We start from the raw sequence: 16,998 nt of genomic DNA, 5'->3' as shown, positions 1-16,998 counted from the left end.
ACCGTTCAAGGCGGAGTTCTGTTAGCTTTTCGTCATGGCGGTGACGAAGCCGGCGCCTGTGTCGCCAGCGCATCACGCAGCTCGCGTTTCAGCACTTTCCCAGTCGGGCCGATCGGCAGGGAATCGACAATCCGCACCTCGTCCGGCGTCCACCATTTGGCGACTCGCTCGGCCACATGGGCCTTCAGGACCTCGGGGTCCACGGTCTGGCCGGGCCGAAGCGTGACCAGCAGCAGCGGGCGTTCGTCCCACTTCGGGTGGGGCACGCCGACGGCGGCGGCCATGGCCACGGCCGGGTGCGAGCAGACCGCGTCCTCGAGATCGAGGGTCGAGATCCATTCGCCGCCGGACTTGATCACGTCCTTGGCCCGGTCGGTGAGGCGCAGATAGCCCTCGGGGTCGAGGGTGGCGATGTCGCCGGTGTCGAACCATCCGTCGTCGGTGAAGGCCGCGGCCCCCTCCTGCTTGAAGTAGGCCGACGAGACCCAGGGACCCCGCACCTGCAGGGCGCCGGGGCTCTTGCCGTCGCGAGGCAGCAGGCCGCCATCCTCGCCGACGATCCGCAACTCGACGCCCCAGAGGCCTCGACCCTGTTTCAACTTGCGCTGCAGCCTCGCCTCCTCCCCCTCGCCCGCATGGGTCGGCAGCGGCGTATTGATGACGCCCAGCGGCGAGGTCTCGGTCATGCCCCAGATCTGACGGACCTTGCCGCCCAGCCGATTCTCGATCCGCGAGATCAGGGCCGCGGTGGGCGCCGAACCGCCGATGGCGATGGTGCGAACCGAGGTCAGCGACTGGCCGGTCTGGTCGAGATGGTCGGCGACGCCCACCCAGATCGTCGGCACGCCCAGAAGGAAGGTCACCCCCTCCTCCGCGATCAATTGGGCGATGCTGGCGCCATCCAGCGCCCGGCCCGGCAGCACCAGCTTGGCCCCCACCAGCGGGGCTGCATACGGCGTACACCAGGCATTGGCGTGGTACATCTGGGCGCAGGGCATCACGACGTCCCGGGCCGACAGGTCGAAGGCGTCGGGCAGAGCCAGCGCCAGCGCATGCAGCACCGTCGAGCGATGGCCGTAGAGCACGCCCTTCGGGTTGCCGGTCGTGCCGGAGGTGTAGCAGAGGCCCGAGGCCTGTCGCTCGTCCACCTTCGGCCATTCGAAATCGTCGGTCTCGGAGGCGATCAGGTCCTCGTAGACCAGGGCGTCGGCGGGGGCGTGCGCCCGGTCGGTCATGGCGACGAGCGTTCGGACCGACCCGATCCGAGGCGCGAGTTGGGCCACCTGCTCGGAGAAGGTGATGTCGAAGAACAGGACGCTGTCTTCGGCGTGGCGGGCCACCCACACGATCTGGTCGTCGTGCAGCCGCGGGTTGATGGTGTGGAGCACCGCCCCGATGCCGGTGACCGCGAAATAGAGCTCGAAATGGCGATGGGTGCTCCACGCCAGGGTCGCCACGCGGTCGCCGGGCTTTACGCCCAGGGCCAGCAGGGCCTTGGCCATCCGCTTGGCGCGGGAGAGCGCGTCGCGATAGCCGTAGCGGTGGATCGGCCCCTCGACCGTCCGCGTCACCACCTCGCGGTCGCCATGGTAGAGCGCCGCGTGTTCCAGGATCGACGGCAGCGTCAGCGGCCGGTCCATCATCAGCGCCAGCATATGTGCGTCCTCCCCGTCGGCGGCGCACAAACTAGGGCGCCTGGGCCGCCCAGCGAACCCCCCTCCGAAGGGCATCCGAGAACCGCGGGCTCAAGGGACCGATCGAAAGGGCCGGCGGCGCCTAAGCCGCCATCCGCGCCTTGAACACGCCGTCGGGCAGGCGGGCCGCGCGGGTGGGGTGGATGAAGAAGTAATCCTTCCAGGGCAGGCCATCGACCAGGGTCGTGCGCTCCTCCAGGCGATCGCCGTTGAGGGCGAACATCCGGTAGCCCAGCTTCTCGAAGACCTGCAGCACCGCCTCGCCGGAAGCGCCGAAGCGGGCCTGCAGCATGATCGGGTGGATCTCCAGCAGCACGTGCGGCAGGTCGCGGTCGAGGATCTTCAGCGCGCCTTCCAGGGCCTTCAGCTCGGCGCCCTCGATGTCCATGCGGATGAAGTCGACGCGGTCGATGCCGTGCTCGGCGCAGAAGCCGTCCAGGGTGACCACCGGGGTCGGCTGGACGTCCATGCCGGTGTCGTCGAGGTCGGGGCGGGCCTGGCCGTTCGGCCGGGTCTCGGCGACGTAGGCGTAGGCGCGGCCCATGCGACCAGAGGTCTTCTTCGGCGTCACCAGCAACAGCTCGCCCGGCTTGTCGGCCACGGCGGCATGGATGGCCGTCACCTGCTTGCCGATCCGATGCCAGGCGATGCTGACTTTCAGAACCTCGAAGGCGAAGGCCGACGGCTCGAAGGCGTAGATCCGCGCCTTCGGGGCCACCTGGGTCATCACATAGGAATGGCGACCGTCGCTGGCCCCCACGTGCAGGCACACGGGCGCGCCCGACAGCAGGTCGGCAAGGTAGGGGGTCTCAGGCTCGTGCTTGGCCCATGTCCGATTCCGCCGCCAGGCGCGGAAGGCGTGCCCGAGCACGCGAAGCGATGGCATGGATACTCCTTAGGCCGCCCCCGGTCCCGAGCCGCGCCCCATCACGCCGCGTCGCGGACCACCGTCATCATATAGTTCACGTCCGTGTCGGCCGATTCCGTCCATCGGCCGGTGAGCGGGTTGAACACCACCCCGTACGGCCCGTCCACAACTACCGGCTCCGCGGACAGGAAGTCGCGGATTTCGCTCGGTTTCAGGAACTTCGACCAGTCGTGGGCGCCCACCGGCAGCCAGCGCAGCACATACTCCGCCCCGATCTTGGCCAGGGCCAGCGCCTTCAGCGTGCGGTTGAGGGTGGCGACGATCATCAACCCGCCGGGCTTCAGCAGCCGCGCGCAGTCCTGCAGGTAGGCCGCCGGGTCGGCCACGTGCTCGATGACCTCCATGTTGAGGATCACGTCGAACGGCGGCTCGCCCGCGGCGAGGAGGCCCTCGGCGGTGGAGGCGCGGTAGTCGATCGCCAGCCCCTGCTCCGCGGCATGCGCCGAGGCGGTGCCGATGTTACGCTCCGAGGCGTCGACGCCGGTGACCTGGAAGCCGAGGCGGGTCATGGGCTCGGAGAGCAGGCCGCCGCCGCAGCCGATATCGAGCAGGCGCAGACCCTCGAACGGGCGCCGCGACTTGGGGTCGCGCTGAAAGCGATAGAGCGCCTGGTCCCGGATGAAGCCCAGCCTCACGGGATTGAACTTGTGGAGAGGTGCGAACTTGCCCCGCGGGTTCCACCACTCGGCCGCGATCCGCGAGAACGTCTCGACTTCGGCTGGATCGATGCTGGAACGGGCGGGCGCAGGGGAAGTCATGCCCCCCTTCTAGCCCCTCAGGCGCCGAAAACGAAAGATTCCGGACGTTGCCGTGGCGGCCGCGCATGGCTAGAAGGCTCCGCCCTTCGGCGGCGCAGCAACGGCGGTCCTCGATCTAGATCCATGTCACGTCTGGTGATGAAATTCGGCGGCACTTCGGTGGCCGACCTGGAGCGGATCCGGCGCGTGGCCCGGCTGGTGAACGCCGAGGTGCAGGCGGGTCACCAGGTGGCCGTCGTCGTCTCGGCCATGGCGGGCAAGACCAACGAGCTGGTGGCCTGGACAGACGGCGCCGGCGCGGCCGCCCAGGGCCTGCCGCCCTCGGACGATGAGTATGACGTGGTGGTGGCCTCCGGCGAGCAGGTGACCGCCGGCCTGCTGGCCATGACCCTGCGCAACATGGGCGTGCCGGCTCGCTCCTGGATGGGATGGCAGATCCCGATCATCGCCGACGACGCCCACGGCCGGGCGCGGATCGACGACATCCCGCCCGAGAAGCTGGGCGCTGCGATGGACGCCGGCGAGGTCGCCGTGATCGCCGGCTTCCAGGGCGTGACCCGCGACGGCCGCATCGCCACCCTGGGCCGGGGCGGTTCGGACACCAGCGCGGTCGCCATCGCCGCCGCCGTGGGCGCGCCCTGCGACATCTACACCGACGTGGACGGCGTCTACACGACCGACCCGCGGATCGAATCCAAGGCCCGCAAGCTGGCCAAGATCTCCTACGAGGAGATGCTGGAAATGGCGTCCTTGGGGGCCAAGGTGCTGCAAACTCGCTCGGTCGAGCTGGCCATGGCCTACAATGTGCCCGTCCGGGTGCTGTCGAGTTTTGTCGAGCCCGGCGAAGCGCCCGGCCAGGGCACCATCGTGTGCGACGAGGAGGAGATCGTGGAGAAGCGGATCGTGAGCGGCGTGGCCTACAGCCGCGACGAGGCGAAGATCAGCCTCTTCGGCCTGCCCGACCATCCGGGCGTGTCGTCCATGATCTTCGGCGCGCTGGCCGATGCGAACGTGAACGTGGACATGATCGTCCAGAGCCACGCCCGCGTCGCCGACACCGCCAACATGGAGTTCACCGTCGGCAAGCGAGACGCCCAGCGGGCGGTCGAGATCTTGCGCGGGGTCCAGGCCGAGATCGGCTTCGAAGACGTCCAGGTGAACGAGGACGTGGCCAAGGTCTCGGTGATCGGCGTCGGCATGCGCAGCCACACCGGCGTCGCCAAGTCGATGTTCGAGGCCCTGGCCTCCAAGGGCGTGAACATCCAGGTGATCTCGACGTCCGAGATCAAGATCAGCGTGCTGATCGACGCGGCCTATACCGAACTGGCCGTGCGCGCCCTGCACGCCGCCTACGGCCTGGACCAGCTCTAGGCCTCCGCGGCCTCCCAGGCCCGGATCACCCCGCGCTCGGCCAGGCCCGCCAGCAGGCGCTGCACGTTCGCCGCGTTCTCCGCGATCAGCGCGCGCACCCCGGGCCGCGCCAGCACCGCCTCGGTCAGCAGCAGGCCGGCGGACGTGCGGGCGCAGAGACCCTCCTCGACCAACTCGGCCACATGGCGGCGGACGGTCTCGGCGGACAGCTGCAGCCGTAGCGCCACAGCGCGCACGGACAGGCCGCGCGTCCGGCCCTCTTCGGCCAGGGCCGCGGCCAGGAGCGCCACCAGGGTCAGCACCGAGATCACATTGCCCGCCTCACGCATGAGCCCCTCGGAGGCGCGCAGCACATAGTCGGCCAGCAGCCGGGCGGCGGCGCGGACGGGCACGCCATCCGTCTCGAAGGCCGCCGGGGGCAGCGCCTCGACCAGGCCGGCGTCGCGCAGTTCGAGGTAGAAGCGGCGCAGGCGCTCGTGACCCAGCATCACGGACTGGAGATAGACCGGCGAGGCAAGGAAGCTGGCCGGCACGACCACGCCCTCCGGGGACAGGGCGCAGACCTGTCCGGCGGCCAGACGGCGGATCCGCCGGCGGACGGTCTCGAACGGCAGGCCCAGCGAGGCCGCCACGGCGTTGATGCTGACGGGCCGCCGCGCCTCGTCCGGCGCCGGCGCGTCGAGATCGCCGTAGCGGGCGCGCGCCTCGTGATCGCGGGTCAGCGGGGCGATGTTGGCCTGGTTGATGGCCAGGACCAGCAGGGCGTCCAGCGGCTCCAGGCCGCCCATGCCGTTGGCCATCTCGTCCAGCAGGAACGCGAACGAAAGGCCCGCCAGCAGCCGGTCCCGCCCCGCCATCGGTTCGACAGAAGTTTCGCCCACGAGACTCACGCGGCGGATCAAAGCGGGAGAGCCGGCGGATTTCAATCCAAGCGCGACCGTCGAACGCCTAAAAGGCGACGGCCTTCGCCGAACCGGTCATCCGGAAGGTGGCCCAGGTTCCGATCAGCGCCAGCGGGATCACGGCGGCGAACACCCAGAAGCCGGCCCCGCGCGCGCTGGCGTCGGTGAGGCCGTCCGAGAAGCCGACCAGGTTGGCGGCCACGCCCGAGATCGCCGCGCCCACCGCTCCGCCGGTCTGGCGCACGGCCATGATCGCGGAGGACCCGATGGCACGGTCCTCGTCCGACAGCGCGCCCAGCAGCCGCGTGCTCATGAAGGCCCATGAGAAGCCGAAGGCCGCGCCCAGCAAGGAGCCCCCCAGCAGAACCCAGGCGATGTGCCCATCGGCCAGGGTCAGCGCCAGGATCACCAGGCTGGCCGCCAGCAGCAGCACCCCGAACCGGGTCCAGCGCTTGACCCAGACCCCCGTAACCCCGGCGACCGCCATGCCGGCCACGGTCCACGCCATCGACTCCGCACCGATGGCGTAGCCGGCCGCCAGAGGCGAGAAGCCGCGCAGGTGCTGCAGGATGGGCGGGCCATAGATCGCGAAGCCCATGGAGGCGGCGGTCAGGGCGAACATGGCCAGATAGCCCGAGCCGCAGATGGTCGAGAGGTCGCCGGCCCGGCGCGGCAGCAGGCGGATGCGCGCCCGCGCGTCGATCCAGACCACCAGAGCCAGGACGCCCAGGCCCACCGCGACCAGGCCGATGGAGCCGGCCGCCGTCCTCATCAGGTCGGCCAGGGCGATGGCGGCGACCGCGACGCCCAGCACGCCCAGTTGCAGCCAGGGGATGCCCGGCCCGCCGGGCGCCTTGGAGGCTCCGCCCAGCAGCCACAGGGCGGCGACGCTGAACACCACCGCCTGGGCGGCGAACAACCAGAAGACGTCGCGCCAGTGGCCGGCCTCGACCACCGCTCCGCCGAACAGCGGCCCCAGAACCGTGGCGATCCCCCAGATGAAGGTCACCGAGGCGAAGACCCGGGCCAGGTGCCGCTCGGGGAACAGCATGGCGATGGCCACCATGGCGAAGCCGGAGATCCAGCCGCTGCCCAGGCCCTGGACCAGGCGCCCAGCCAGGAAGGTCCCGACGTCGGGCGCGGCGGCGCTCATCACGCAGCCGAGGATCATCACCACCCCGGCGAGCGCCGTGGCCGAGCGAAGGCCAAAGATCTCGGAGAGCCGGCCCGAACTGGCCCCGGCCAGGATCGCGCCCACAAAGAAGCCCGCGGTCGCCCACGAGAAATAGGCGTAGCCCCCCAGGTCGGCGCCCACGCTGGGCAGTATGGTCGCGGTGACCAGGCTGTCGGCCGCGTTCAGCCAGACGCCGAGGCAGATCAGCGCGAACCGCGGCAATCGCCCCTCGGCCATCAGGTCGGCCCAGGTGTTGCCGGCCGCTTCGCTCATTTTGACAACCTCGGACATGTCGAATTCAGGTAGACGGGCGTCGCCAATTTTGCAATCTATCGATTGTCAAATGAACGCGCCCGCCGACCGCATCCTGTTCCAGCTCAAGACCCGGGGTCCGGCCGAGACCCTGGCGCTGGCGGGCGCACTGGATATCAGCCGTCAGGCCGTCCTGCAGCATCTGGAGCGCCTGGTGGCCGGCGGGCTGGTGGATCACCTGGACGAGCGGCGCGGCGTCGGTCGGCCCCGGCGCATCTGGGCGCTGACGCCGGCCGCCCAGGCGCGGTTCCCCGACACCCACGCCCAGCTCACCCTGGAGATGCTGGACGCCGTGCGCGCCGAGTTCGGCGAGGCTGGCGTCCAGCGGATGATCGTGCGCCGCGAGCAGGCGACGGCGAAGGCCTATGTCCAGGCGATGGCGAGCGCGGAGAGCCTCGAGGCCCGCGTCGCCCGCCTGGCCGAAATTCGGACGGCGGAAGGCTATATGGCCGACTGGACGCCCGACCCTGGCGGCGGCTTCCTCTTCGTGGAGAACCACTGCCCGATCTGCGCGGCGGCAGCCGCCTGCCAGGGATTCTGCCGCGCCGAGCTCCAGGTGTTCCGCGAGGCCCTGGGGCCGGGAGTCAGCGTCGAGCGAACCGACCACATCCTGGCCGGGGCGCGGCGCTGCGCCTATCGCATCACTTCTTAGCCGGGGCGCCCGGTAGCTGCGGCTCGAAGCCCGGCTGCCAGTGGTTGGCGGTGCCGGAGGTGACGTACCAGCTGATCAGCAGGGCGCAGATCAAGGCGCCAGGCACGTAGGAGTTGGTGCGCCGGTAGGTCCAGGCGCCGATGATCCCGACCACGCCCAGCAGCGGCACGAACTGGATGGCGACAATCACGTTCAGCGGCTCGGTGGGCGTCGCCAGCAGGCCGGTGGCGAACAGGGTCGCGTACTCCCAGATCACCAGCACGCCAAAGCCCAGGGCCATAGCGATCTTGCCCCAGGAGATGGCGGCGAACAGGCCCTCGCCCCGCACCGGGATGCTGGCCGCGAACGAGCGCATCGCCACCAGGAAGAACAGGCTCCAGAGGATCAGGTAGCCGGGAAGCTGCATGGCCCGCGTAGCGTCGAGAGGCTTCAGGCCCAGGACCCAGAACCGGTAGTCCACCTTGAACTGCGCATCGACGAGCGCGAGGGAACCGTAGGCCACCGCCATCGTCACCACCGCCGCCGCGATGGAGAGTCCCCAGCGGTTGGTGAAGGCCGCCTTGCGGCGAACGACCAGGCCGATCAGCAGGGTGAGGATCGCCGTGCCCAGGGCCCAGACCAGGAGCTGGTTCTGGACCCATTGCGGGAACGCGGCCATCGGAAAGAAGAGCTGCCCGTACTTCATCAGCGGGAAGTAGGTCAGCGCCGGCAGGGCCGCGGTGATGGCCAGCGACAGCCACCAGCGCCGGTCGCGGCGCTCGGCCAGCGGCTCGGCGGGCTGCGCCAGGCGGGCGAAGGCCGGCAGGCCCAGCAACAGGTCGAAGGTCGCCAGGATCAGGCCCACCATGCCGACGAAGGCGATCAGGGTCCCGACCTCCTTCCACAGCCACACCTGGTCGCGCGACGCCTTGGCCGCCAGCGCCGGCAGGGTGCGCTGGAGCCAGTCGACGGCGTCGCCGACGCCGGCGCTGGAGAAGTGCTCCCAGGGGTGGGTGATAGGCGGATTGGCCAGAATGCGGCCCGTACCGTCTTCGATCGAACCGTAGAGGCGACCCTCCTGCACCGGACCGCTCACGCCGAAGATCGCCTGCAGCTTCTTCGAGCTCGCGACCTCCGATCCCTTGGGCACGCCCCACATCAGGCCGGCGAATTCGTCGTACTGGCCGAAGACGACGGCGAGGTTCTTCGGGTTCGCGGGCGCCTTGGCGCCCAGCAGGCCGGGGGTGGAGCCCTCCAGCACGATGGAGCGGTAGCCCGCCGGGTCCTCGGCTGCGGCGGCCAGGATCGGCCCGCCGCCCATGGAGTGGCCCTCCAGCCCGATGTTCGCCTTGTCCACGAACGGCAGGCTCTTGAGGTAGCGCAGCGCCGCCGGACCGCCGAAGCCGGCCGTGCCGACGATGCCGCCGGAGTAGCCATGGCCCGTCATGTCCATGGCCAGCACCACGAAGCCCCGCCGGCTGAGCTCGATGGCGAACGGGCTCTGCATCTCGCGGGTGTTGATGTAGCCGTGGCTGGCCAGCACCGCAGGGGCGGGTTTCGCGGCGGTGGCGGTCGCGGGCGTATAGAGCAACCCCGCGACGATCACGCCCTTTTCGGCCGGGATGCGCACCTCGGTGACCGTCACGGTCCCGCCGGAGGTCTGCACCCAGTGCGCCAGGAACGATCCGCCCAGGATCAAGGCCCAGGCGAGCGCGAAGGCCAGCCACTTGCGCATCTCGACTCCCCGTCCCTTGTCGTTGGTTGCGACGATGGGCTGCGGCTGCCGAAAGCTCAAGCGGGCCGCGCCCTGCGCCCCTGGCGCGCTACTCGAATATGATATAAGGATATCTTTATATCACTCTTCAACCTGAGCTTCCGATGTCCGACCCCAACCCGCGCCGCGAAGCCGTCGGCGAAACGTTCTCCCTGCCCGCCATGGTCAAGGCCCGCGACCTGACCTTCGAAGCCGTCCGCCGCATCGCCGCCGAGATCCGGCCGGGCGTCTCCGAGGGCCGCGGGAACGAGATCGCCCAGGAGGTCCTCGAGGCGATGGGCATGGACCGCCTCTGGCACAAGAACGTCGTCCGCTTCGGCGCCGGCACGACCCTGACCTTCCACGCCAACTTCCAGCCCGACTATGTCCTGCAGCGGGACGACATCTTCTACGTCGACCTGGGGGCGGTCTGGGACGGCCACGAGGGCGATGCGGGCGACACCTTCGTGGTGGGCGACGACGCCGAGATGCATGCCTGCGCCCAGGCGGCGCGGACCCTGTGGGACGAGGTCGCGGCCCGGTGGCGCGACGACGGAGTCACCGGCGAGGCGCTCTACAAGTTCGCCAAGGGCCGGGCAGAAGCGATGGGCTGGACCCTGAACTGGGACGTGAAGGGCCACCGCGTCTCGGACTTCCCGCACGCGATCTACAAGGCCGGCGCCCTGGGCGACTTCGAGGGCGTGCCTGCCGCCGGCCTGTGGATCCTGGAGATCCAGATCGCCCACCCCACCCGCCCGATCGGCGCCTTCTACGAGGACCTGCTGATCCGGACGGCGGACGTGAAGGCGGCCGCCGCCTAGTGGGCCGTCAGATAGGCGGCGACGGCCTGCTTGTCCTCCGGAGCCAGGCCCTCGGCCATCGGAGCCATGGGGCCAGTCGTGAGCGCCGCGACGATCTCGGCCGCGGGCTTGGCCGCCAGGGCCGCGCGCTGCGGCGCCCGTTCGTCGCCGGACTCGTGGCACTCCTTGCAGCGTTCGACGTAGATCGCCTCGCCGCGCGGGGCGGCCGGGGCCTGACCCGCGGAGGGCGAGCCCGGGGCCAAGGCGGCGAGAGCGGCGATCGCGGCGCCGGTCGATCTCAAACGCATCTCTCTTCCCCGTCAGCCGATGAGGCACTAGGCAGACGGTCTACATAACGCCCGGGACGGCGGCGCCAATGGGGTGCGCCGCCAACAGGAGATGCCGATGTCCGTGAGCCTGAAGCTGGCCGTCACCGCCGCGGTCGCGGCCTTCGCCACCAGCGCATGCGCGCAGCCGGCAGGCGTCGAGACCCGGCCGCCGATCACCAGCTACAAGCCGGCCTTCGCGGGCCAGACCCGCGCACCGGAGCAGAAGCTGGGCGTGGCGTTCCAGACCAGCGTCGTGACCCAGGGCCTGCAGTACCCCTGGTCCCTGGCCTTCCTTCCCGACGGCCGGATGCTGGTGACCGAGCGCCGGGCGGGCAAGCTGCGCGTCGTGGCCAAGGACGGGACGCTGACTGGGGCCGCGGTAGAGGGCGTGCCGGCAGTGAGCTCCGGCGGCCAGGGGGGCCTGCTGGATGTCGCGCTCGACCCCAATTTCAAGGCCAACGGCCTGATCTACCTGAGCTACGCCGAGCCGCAGGCCGACGGGACCAACAACACCGCCGTGGCGCGCGGCAAGCTGGTGGCTGGACCCACGCCGAGGATCGAAGGCCTCGCGGTAATCTACCGCCAGACGCCGTCCCTGGCCTCGCCCCTTCACTTCGGCTCGCGGCTGGTGTTCGCGCGGGACGGGAAGCTGTTCGTCACCCAGGGCGAGCGCTCGATCCCCGCCGGCCAGAAGCAGGCGCAGGACCTGGCCAGCGGCCTGGGCAAGATCGTGCGGATCAATCCCGACGGTTCCGTCCCCAAGGACAATCCGTTCGTCGGCAAGGCGGGCGCGCAGCCGGTGATCTGGAGCTACGGCAACCGCAACGTCCAGGCCGCGGCCCTGCATCCGCAGACCGGCGAACTCTGGGAGGTCGAGTTCGGGCCGCAGGGCGGCGACGAGCTCAACGTGATCCGCAAGGGCAGGGACTACGGCTGGCCCACCATCAGCTACGGCGTGAATTACGGCCCGGCCAAGACCCCGATCACCGGCGGCGAGACCCAGCGGCCGGGCATGGAGCAGCCGCTCTATTATTGGGACCCGGTGATCGCCCCGTCCGGCATGATCTTCTACACGGGCAACCTGTTCCCGAAGTGGAAGGGCAGCATCCTGATCTCGGGCAAGCAGCCTCAGGGCCTGCCGGGCGGTTTCATCACCCGGCTGACGCTCAAGGGCGAGAAGGTGGTGGGCGAAGAGCGGCTGGAGGTCCCCGGGCCGCTGAACCTCCGCGACATCCGCCAGGGTCCGGACGGGGCGGTGTACGTCCTGAAGGACGGCCCCGCCGGCGCGATCATCAAGCTGACGCCGAAGGGCTAACGCAGCCGCAAGGTCATCGGCATCCCGCCCTGGGGCCGCATCGAGACCCGCATGACGGGACGGATGCGGTGGCCCGGATCGGGCTCCAGGGTCGCGCCGCGCACCAGGGTCGCCAGGATCGCCACCGCCTCGATCAGGGCGAAGGTCTGGCCGATGCAGACCCGGGGGCCCCCGCCGAACGGCAGGTAGGCGAAGCGGTGGCGCCCCGCGCTCTCGTCGGGCGCGAACCGGTCGGGGTCGAAGGCGTCCGGGTCTCGCCATAGGCGCCGGTGGCGGTGGAGGGCGTAGATCGGGATGAAGACGAACGTCCCCTTCCTGACCGGATGGCCACCCGCCTCGGTGTCCTCCGCGCACATTCGGCTCATCAGCGGCAGGGACGGGTAGAGGCGCATGGCCTCCTGGATCACCTGGCGGGTGAAGGTGAGTTGCTCCACCTGCTGGTGGGTCAGGCTAGCGTCGCCGGCCACGCGAGCGATCTCCGCCCGGACCCGCGCCGCCGTGCCCGGATCGCGGCCCAGCAGGTAGAGCGACCAGGTGAGCGCGAGCGCCGTGGTCTCGTGACCGGCGCCGATGAAGGTCAGGAGGTTGTCGCGCAGCAGGACGTCGTTCATCCGCCGGCCGGTCTCCGGATCCTGGGCCCGCATCAGCAGGTCCACGAGGTCGTCGCGCTGGGCTTCGACCCGACGGCGCGCGACCATGCGGTCGACCATGGCCTTGAGGTAGACCATGGCCCGGTGCCCACGCGGGGCCAGGGCCACCCGCGTCCAGGTGGGCCACTGCAGCAGGTCGGCGGGAGTGATCTTGCCCAGGGTCTCCAGGTAGTCGGTGATCTTCTGCGCCGCGACCGGTACGTCGATCCCCTCCCCGCCCGACAGCATGGTGTCGAGGATCACCTGGAAGGTGATGCCCGTCATCTCGGTGGCGATGTCCAGCCGGGCGCCCTCGCCCCGGTCGCGCCAGCGGGCCAGGGCCGCCTCGGCGGCCTGGACCATGGCCGATGTCATGGCCGCCACGTTGTCGGGCCGGAAGCCCGGAGCCGCCGCGCGGCGCTGCCAGCGCCAGTGTTCGCCCTGTGCGGTCAGCAGGCCCTCGCCCAGCGCCGGCTTGGTCACCCGGTCGAACATCCAGTCCTTGGGAAAGGCCTCGACCTTGTCGAGCAGGATGTCCTTCAGCATGGCCGGGTCGGCCGCGTAGAGGAACGTCTGCCGCTCGTCGCCCCGCTGGTAGAACGGCTCTTCGTAGACCGCCCTGGGCCAGGCCTCGATGGGGTTGTCGAGCAGTTTCCACAAGGCGTGGAAATAGGGCAGCGGCGCCTCCGGCGGCTCGACGGCCGGCGGGATCAGCAGGGTCCTGGGAAGATCGTCGAGGGGCACCTATCTAAGCTAGTCCGCCGCGGCGGCCATCGCCATGCCTGCAGGCTGTGCAGTTGCATCCGGAGGGGCAAAACCGGCCTTTAGGTCTCGGTTCTGAAAGATAAAACTGTTAGGGACTCGGCAAAGGGTAAGGGAGGAAATTCACCCAAGGATGGCCGCGCCTGTCGCCATACGCGGACAGCGGAGCCTGCTTCGGCAGATCCGCGAAGCGCTCGCCGGGGGAGGCCCCGCGCAGCAGCGTCTCGACATGGTGGTGCGCATCATCGCGCTCTCCATGGTGGCCGAGGTGTGCTCGATCTATCTGCGGCGCGCCAGCGGCGAGATGGAGCTGTTCGCCACCGAGGGCCTCGACGTCAGCGCCGTCCACGTGACCCGCATGAAGCCGGGCGAAGGCCTGGTGGGCGAGATCATCCGCCTGGGCCGGCCGCTGAACCTGGCCGACGCGCCCGAGCATCCGGCGTTCTCCTACCGGCCGGAAACCCGCGAAGACCCCTACCACGCGTTCCTCGGCGTGCCGCTGCTGCGCGGCGGCCGCGTGATCGGGGTGCTGGTGGTCCAGAACCGCACCGAGCGGGTCTATTCCGAGGACGAGGTCGAGGACATCCAGATCGTCGCCATGGTCCTGGCCGAGATGGTGGCCTCCGGCGAGCTGATCAGCGTCGGCGAACTGGAAGGCGTCGAGCTGGCGCCGCGGCGGCCGGAGTGGGTGAAGGGCTCGAAGTTCGCGGACGGCCTGGCCTATGGCGTGGCCGTGCTGCACGAGCCGCCGGTCGCCTCCTCCCAACTCCTCTCGGACGACGTGGTGGCCGAGGAGGCGCGGCTGGCCGCGGCGCTGGACGGCCTGAAAGCCCAGATCGACAAGATGCTGGAGGGCCAGCACGGCCTGGTCGATGCGTCCTACGACGTCCTCGACACCTACCGGATGTTCGCCCACGACCGGGGCTGGAACCGCAGCCTAGAGGACGCGGTGAAGAACGGCCTGACCGCCGAGGCCGCGGTCGAGCGCGTGCGCTCCGAGCACCGCGCCCGGCTGGGCCAGGCCCGCGACCCCTATCTGCGCGAGCGGCTGCACGACCTGGAAGACCTCAACGACCGGCTGCTGCGACACCTCTCCGGCGCCGGCAGCGTGGCGCGCGACCTGCCGGACAACGCCATCTTGATCGCCCGGAACCTGGGTCCCGCCGACCTGCTGGAATACGACCGCACCAAGCTGCGCGGTCTGCTGCTGGAGGAAGGCTCTTCGGCGTCTCACGCCGCCATCGTCGCGCGCGCCCTGGACATTCCCTGCGTCGGCCGTCTGCAGGGCTTGCGCGACAAGGTCTCGGAGGGCGACCCGGTCATCGTCGACGCCGAGACGGGCGAGGCCTATCTGCGTCCCCGCCCCGACGTGGCCACGGCGATCAAGGCGCGTATGGACGTGCGCCGGCAGCGGCAGGCCGAGTTCGCCAAGCTGAAGGACACACCCGCGTTCACCCGCGACGGGGTGAAGATCACGCTCCTGATGAACGCGGGCCTGGACGTCGACCTGGAGAGCCTGGCCGACACCGGCGCCGAGGGCATCGGCCTGTTCCGCACCGAGTTCCAGTTCATGGTCTCGGAGGAGATGCCGCGGTTCAACGCCCAGACCGCGCTGTATTCCCGGGTGATGGACGCCGCGGGCGACCTGCCGGTGACGTTCCGGACCTTGGACCTCGGCGGCGACAAGGTGCTGCCCTACATGGAGGCCGAGCGCGAGGAGAACCCCGCCCTGGGCTGGCGGGCGATCCGCATGGGCCTGGACCGCCCGGCCCTGCTGCGCCTGCAACTGCGCGCCCTGATCGCCGCGGCCCGCGGCCGGCCGCTCCGGATCATGTTCCCGCTGGTGGCCAATGTGGACGAGTTCCGCGCCGGCCGCGCCCTGGTGGAGACCGAGGTGGCGTGGGCCCAGCGGCGCGGCCGCCCGGCGCCCTCGCGCCTGGACGTCGGCGCGATGATCGAAGCGCCGTCGCTGATCTGGCACCTGGACGCCCTGCTGCCGATGACGGACTTCGTCAGCGTCGGCACCAACGACCTGATGCAGTACCTGTTCGCTGCCGACCGGGGGAACCCGCGCGTGGCCGACCGCTACGACTCGCTGTCCCCGCCAGCGCTGCGGGCCCTGGAGGCGATCCAGCGCGCCTGCGCCGAGACCGGCACGCCGGTCAGCGTGTGCGGCGAGATGGCCGGGCGGCCGCTGGAAGCCTTCACCCTGACGGCCCTGGGCTTCGAACGGCTGTCAATGCCGCCGGCCGGGATCGGGCCGGTAAAGCAGATGGTGCTGTCGTGCGACCGGGAGGCGGCGCGGCGCGGGGTCTCGGCCCTGCTGAAGTCCTCGGCCGGCTCCGTGCGGAACGAGATTGAAACCCTGGCGCGCAAACTCTACCTCGCCGTCTGATCCTCGCCCGAATCCCTAGACACTGTATGCGGCGACGGCAGGAGCGCCCAAGACCCGCGTGTTACGCAAACGCACATCCAAGAAGGGCGAACTGAGCGGCCGCGACCGCATGCGGGCGATGCTGAACCTGCGCGCTCAGCCGGGCGCCGCCCCCGAGGCGGCCGCCGCGGAGCCCGAAGACCCGCCGCCGCCCGTGGATCCGCTCATGGCGTACGAGACCCTGGGCGAGGCGCTAAAGGCCGTGCGCCACGACCGGGGCCTGACGCTGATCGATGTGGCCGAGCGGACGCGCGTGCGGCGCGCCTACCTCGAAGCCATCGAGGAGATGCGGCTGGACGCCCTGCCGTCGCGGCCCTTCACCATCGGCTATATCCGCGCCTACGCCACCGCGCTGGGCCTCGACCCGGATCTGGCCATCGAACGGTTCAAGTCCGACGAGCCGGTGCTGGAGGAAGCCCTGCGCGCCCCGGTGGGCATGATCGAGGAAAAAGACCCGCGCGTGGCGGCCTTCCTGATCGGCGCCCTGGTGATCATCGCCGCCATCGTGCTGTGGAACGTGGCCCAGCGGGCCATGATGGCCGCCGCGCCGCCGCCGCCCCTCGCACCCGCCGCCCAGACGGCCAAGGCCCTCGCCCAGCTCAAGGGAGGGACAATGGAGCTGGGCTATCCTCTGCCCGCCCCGGTGGAATCCACCACGCCACCGCCCTACGAGACGCCCGGCCTGGCCGCGGCCACCGGGCTGAAGGCCGATCCCAACGCCCCGCCCGCGGTCGCCGCGCCGCCCACCCGGGTTGGCGAGCCGCCGCCGGTCGACCTGGCCTCGCTGCCGGCGACGTTCACGCCCAAGGGCCGGGTCTACGACTCCGGCAATCCTCGGCAGGTCTCGGTGGTCACCGTCCAGGCGATCAAGGCGGGCGCCCTGATCGTCCGCGGCCCCGACGGCTCGGTCTACTTCGCCCGGCAGCTGGCCAAGGGCGAGGCCTATCGCGTGCCCCAGCTCGCCGGCCTGACCCTCGACGTCTCGGCCCCGCACGATTTCCAGGTGTTCGTCGCCGGCCAGTCCAAGGGCGTGCTGCCCGCCCAGCAGGTGCTGGCCTCCAAGCTCGGCGCCGCCTCGGCGGGGCCGCCCCCCGCGCCTCGCCCGGCCACCGCAGCGCCGGCCGCGCCGCCAGCCGCCCCGACCATCATCCGCCCGCCGCCGGCGTCGCGTCCGCCCGCGCCGTAGGCCGCAGTTGGGTTTCCCCT

The 16,998-nt window shown here is 70.5% G+C and carries 14 protein-coding genes; 6 read left to right on the top strand and 8 right to left on the bottom strand.

Annotated elements, in window-relative coordinates:
* Nucleotides 1–32: 32 nt before the first annotated feature.
* The 3 genes from EPO51_RS00310 to ubiG all read right to left on the bottom strand — a co-directional run bounded on the left by EPO51_RS00310 (nucleotide 33) and on the right by ubiG (nucleotide 3,380).
* Nucleotides 33–1,655, bottom strand: a complete 1,623-nt coding sequence (locus EPO51_RS00310) for a long-chain fatty acid--CoA ligase (protein ID WP_293344786.1) — start codon at nucleotides 1,653–1,655, stop codon at nucleotides 33–35.
* 121 nt (nucleotides 1,656–1,776) lie between these two features.
* The gene (locus EPO51_RS00305; protein ID WP_293344784.1) at nucleotides 1,777–2,580 is read right to left on the bottom strand and encodes an FkbM family methyltransferase; all 804 of its coding nucleotides are present in this window, start codon (nucleotides 2,578–2,580) and stop codon (nucleotides 1,777–1,779) included.
* A gap of 41 nt (nucleotides 2,581–2,621) precedes the next feature.
* Nucleotides 2,622–3,380: a bifunctional 2-polyprenyl-6-hydroxyphenol methylase/3-demethylubiquinol 3-O-methyltransferase UbiG gene (ubiG, locus tag EPO51_RS00300; RefSeq protein ID WP_293344782.1), complete on the bottom strand. Its 759-nt coding sequence runs from the start codon at nucleotides 3,378–3,380 to the stop codon at nucleotides 2,622–2,624.
* Nucleotides 3,381–3,503: 123 nt separating this feature from the next.
* Between ubiG and EPO51_RS00295 the strand changes: the two genes are divergently transcribed.
* Nucleotides 3,504–4,751 carry an aspartate kinase gene (locus EPO51_RS00295; RefSeq protein ID WP_293344780.1) on the top strand — a complete coding sequence of 416 codons (1,248 nt, stop codon included), beginning with the start codon at nucleotides 3,504–3,506 and terminating at the stop codon, nucleotides 4,749–4,751.
* Here EPO51_RS00295 and EPO51_RS00290 read toward each other — a convergent pair.
* Together EPO51_RS00290 and EPO51_RS00285 are read right to left on the bottom strand one after the other, a co-directional pair.
* Complete coding sequence (locus tag EPO51_RS00290; RefSeq protein ID WP_293344778.1) at nucleotides 4,748–5,632, bottom strand: hypothetical protein; 885 nt, start codon at nucleotides 5,630–5,632, stop codon at nucleotides 4,748–4,750. The two genes, EPO51_RS00295 and EPO51_RS00290, sit on opposite strands and share 4 nt — an antisense overlap.
* Nucleotides 5,633–5,699: 67 nt before the next feature.
* Nucleotides 5,700–7,100, bottom strand: a complete 1,401-nt coding sequence (locus tag EPO51_RS00285) for an MFS transporter (protein ID WP_293344776.1) — start codon at nucleotides 7,098–7,100, stop codon at nucleotides 5,700–5,702.
* A 70-nt stretch (nucleotides 7,101–7,170) separates the two neighbouring features.
* Between EPO51_RS00285 and EPO51_RS00280 the strand changes: the two genes are divergently transcribed.
* Nucleotides 7,171–7,791 carry a helix-turn-helix transcriptional regulator gene (locus tag EPO51_RS00280; RefSeq protein WP_293344774.1) on the top strand — a complete coding sequence of 207 codons (621 nt, stop codon included), beginning with the start codon at nucleotides 7,171–7,173 and terminating at the stop codon, nucleotides 7,789–7,791.
* On the opposite strand, the gene EPO51_RS00275 is transcribed toward EPO51_RS00280, so the two are convergent.
* Nucleotides 7,781–9,505: an alpha/beta hydrolase gene (locus tag EPO51_RS00275; RefSeq protein ID WP_293344772.1), complete on the bottom strand. Its 1,725-nt coding sequence runs from the start codon at nucleotides 9,503–9,505 to the stop codon at nucleotides 7,781–7,783. The genes EPO51_RS00280 and EPO51_RS00275 overlap by 11 nt on opposite strands.
* A gap of 143 nt (nucleotides 9,506–9,648) precedes the next feature.
* Between EPO51_RS00275 and EPO51_RS00270 the strand changes: the two genes are divergently transcribed.
* Nucleotides 9,649–10,344 carry a M24 family metallopeptidase gene (locus tag EPO51_RS00270; protein ID WP_293344770.1) on the top strand — a complete coding sequence of 232 codons (696 nt, stop codon included), beginning with the start codon at nucleotides 9,649–9,651 and terminating at the stop codon, nucleotides 10,342–10,344.
* Here the strand turns inward: EPO51_RS00270 and EPO51_RS00265 are convergent.
* Nucleotides 10,341–10,631 carry a c-type cytochrome gene (locus tag EPO51_RS00265; protein ID WP_293344768.1) on the bottom strand — a complete coding sequence of 97 codons (291 nt, stop codon included), beginning with the start codon at nucleotides 10,629–10,631 and terminating at the stop codon, nucleotides 10,341–10,343. The genes EPO51_RS00270 and EPO51_RS00265 overlap by 4 nt on opposite strands.
* 97 nt (nucleotides 10,632–10,728) lie before the next feature.
* On the opposite strand from EPO51_RS00265, the gene EPO51_RS00260 reads away from it, so the two are divergent.
* Nucleotides 10,729–11,967, top strand: coding sequence for a PQQ-dependent sugar dehydrogenase (locus tag EPO51_RS00260; protein WP_293344766.1), 1,239 nt, complete (start codon nucleotides 10,729–10,731; stop codon nucleotides 11,965–11,967).
* Here the strand turns inward: EPO51_RS00260 and EPO51_RS00255 are convergent.
* A complete protein-coding gene (locus tag EPO51_RS00255) occupies nucleotides 11,964–13,340 on the bottom strand; it encodes a cytochrome P450 (protein WP_293344764.1) in 1,377 nt (458 codons plus the stop codon). The two genes, EPO51_RS00260 and EPO51_RS00255, sit on opposite strands and share 4 nt — an antisense overlap.
* Before the next feature lie 151 nt (nucleotides 13,341–13,491).
* Between EPO51_RS00255 and ptsP the strand changes: the two genes are divergently transcribed.
* Nucleotides 13,492–15,753, top strand: coding sequence for a phosphoenolpyruvate--protein phosphotransferase (gene ptsP, locus EPO51_RS00250; RefSeq protein WP_293344762.1), 2,262 nt, complete (start codon nucleotides 13,492–13,494; stop codon nucleotides 15,751–15,753).
* Between the two features lie 58 nt (nucleotides 15,754–15,811).
* Nucleotides 15,812–16,978 (top strand): helix-turn-helix domain-containing protein, encoded by a 1,167-nt coding sequence (locus EPO51_RS00245; RefSeq protein ID WP_293344760.1) that lies wholly within the window; start codon nucleotides 15,812–15,814, stop codon nucleotides 16,976–16,978.
* Nucleotides 16,979–16,998 lie beyond the last annotated feature (20 nt).

Source organism: Phenylobacterium sp. (assembly GCF_004297125.1).
Classification (GTDB): Bacteria; Pseudomonadota; Alphaproteobacteria; order Caulobacterales; family Caulobacteraceae; genus Phenylobacterium.
Note: the sequence above shows the minus strand (reverse complement) of the source record. Positions and strands in the feature narration are given on the sequence as shown.

Excerpts from the sequence above, each read along its gene's own strand:
- EPO51_RS00310 (WP_293344786.1), bottom strand. The coding sequence starts at position 1,655 with ATGCTGGCGCTGATGATGGACCGGCCGCTGACGCTGCCGTCGATCCTG.
- EPO51_RS00305 (WP_293344784.1), bottom strand. The coding sequence starts at position 2,580 with ATGCCATCGCTTCGCGTGCTCGGGCACGCCTTCCGCGCCTGGCGGCGG.
- ubiG (WP_293344782.1), bottom strand. The coding sequence starts at position 3,380 with ATGACTTCCCCTGCGCCCGCCCGTTCCAGCATCGATCCAGCCGAAGTC.
- EPO51_RS00295 (WP_293344780.1), top strand. The coding sequence starts at position 3,504 with ATGTCACGTCTGGTGATGAAATTCGGCGGCACTTCGGTGGCCGACCTG.
- EPO51_RS00285 (WP_293344776.1), bottom strand. The coding sequence starts at position 7,100 with ATGAGCGAAGCGGCCGGCAACACCTGGGCCGACCTGATGGCCGAGGGG.
- EPO51_RS00280 (WP_293344774.1), top strand. The coding sequence starts at position 7,171 with ATGAACGCGCCCGCCGACCGCATCCTGTTCCAGCTCAAGACCCGGGGT.
- EPO51_RS00275 (WP_293344772.1), bottom strand. The coding sequence starts at position 9,505 with ATGCGCAAGTGGCTGGCCTTCGCGCTCGCCTGGGCCTTGATCCTGGGC.
- EPO51_RS00270 (WP_293344770.1), top strand. The coding sequence starts at position 9,649 with ATGTCCGACCCCAACCCGCGCCGCGAAGCCGTCGGCGAAACGTTCTCC.
- EPO51_RS00265 (WP_293344768.1), bottom strand. The coding sequence starts at position 10,631 with ATGCGTTTGAGATCGACCGGCGCCGCGATCGCCGCTCTCGCCGCCTTG.
- EPO51_RS00260 (WP_293344766.1), top strand. The coding sequence starts at position 10,729 with ATGTCCGTGAGCCTGAAGCTGGCCGTCACCGCCGCGGTCGCGGCCTTC.
- ptsP (WP_293344762.1), top strand. The coding sequence starts at position 13,492 with ATGGCCGCGCCTGTCGCCATACGCGGACAGCGGAGCCTGCTTCGGCAG.